Origin of the sequence: Bacteroides sp. CAG:633 (assembly GCF_000435115.1) — a bacterium.
In the GTDB taxonomy this organism is placed as follows: domain Bacteria; phylum Bacteroidota; class Bacteroidia; order Bacteroidales; family Bacteroidaceae; genus Bacteroides; species Bacteroides ndongoniae.
The window spans coordinates 3,156-4,548 of sequence record NZ_FR883134.1 but is presented as its reverse complement, the minus strand read 5'-3'; the positions used below and the strand labels follow the sequence as shown (position 1 = coordinate 4,548).

Below are 1,393 nucleotides of genomic sequence, written 5' to 3'. Positions count from 1 at the left end.
ATGGTGGAGTGGCTGGTCTCGGGGTCTACGCCTCCGGCATGGGCCACGCTGACGGCCAGGTCTACGTCGCGCATCACCTCCGAGAAGATGACGGGCGGCACCTCGCCGATCTTGAGTGGACGGTATTCCTTGCGGTCGTAGAAGCAGACATACTCCAGCATGGGCGCTTCGATGTCGGCGGGCGAGAACCAGTCGGCCATGGCGTAGATGGTGGCGATGATGTTCTCCTTGTAGTAGACCTTCTGCAGCCCGTCTTCATAGTCGGCCACCCAGCGGCGTTTCTTCAGTACGGCCACGGTCTTCTGTGGCTGTATCTGGTTGCCGGCATAGCGCAGGGATTGTGTGGCCTCGCGCTCTTCTTCGGTGGGCACGTACAGTTCGCGGAACACCTGCTTGAAGGGCTGCCGGACGGCTCTGTCGAACAGGGCTTTCTGGTAGGCGTGCCACCGGCCGCTTTGATAGAGGTCTACGGGATGGGCAATGCGCAGCATGTCTGTGCCGGCAAGCGGAAGGATAATGCCTTCGGCGTCGGCCAGTCCCTCTTCGGTGTAGAAGCCCATGCGGGTGTTGTCGTTGTCCGTAAACACCAGGTTCTTGAGCAGCGGCCAGATAACGGGGTTTTGCGTCAGCCGTCGGAGTTCCTGCTCCCGGAAGGTGGTACGGTCTTCCATGGCCTGTTCCAGCATGAGGCGCGAGCGGGTGTTCTGGTCTTTCAGCTTCTTGTGTACTTCTTTCAGTTCTTTGATGTAAGGATTCTTCTTCAGCTTAGCGGGCAGACTGTTCAGGGCTTTGCCGTCCTTGCGCTGGCTGATTTCGGCTTTGCCCTCGCTGTCCACCTCTACCCATACTTCCACGCCTTCCACTTCGTGCGGAGTGAGGTAGGGCACCAGTTCCTTGATGAGTTCCGTCTCCATGCTCCACGTCAGGCGAGTGACGTCGCCGTAGCCCGAGTTGCGTGCCAAGTTTTGGAGGGCAATGCTGGTTGCCAGTTTTTCGCTGGCCTGGCGTTGCGTGCCGAAATCCTTGCTTTCTTTCAGGAACTGTTGCAGGTATTGGTAACGTTCCAGCAGGTCCCGGTTGCCACATTCCTCTTGCAGCGGGATGAGGCCATAGGCCATCAGCAGGTCCTTGTTACGTTTGGCCATGATTTCCTGTCTGATGTCGGCAGCCTTGAACTTGCCGCTTACGGCGTCGGCAAACTTGCGGGCGCGGGTGTGGCTGTTGCTGGACGAGATGTATTTGGCGGCATCGTACACCACCTCGAAGCGTTCCTGTCCGATGGTGTGGTAGGCTTCCTTGAACCAGTCGATATCGAAGGCACCCTCGCGCAATTCTTCCGTGTCGATGGGCGTGTAGCGGGCTATGATGGCCTTCTCGCGGTCGTCCCAGCTTT

Annotated in this window: 1 pseudogene (running past one end of the window); it reads right to left on the bottom strand. The window is 58.6% G+C overall.

The annotated features are described in order from the left end of the window. Positions 1-1,393 (bottom strand): annotated as a pseudogene (locus QVP67_RS12995) (DUF5724 domain-containing protein); its annotated part reaches 333 nt to the left of the window's first position; the annotation flags it as partial.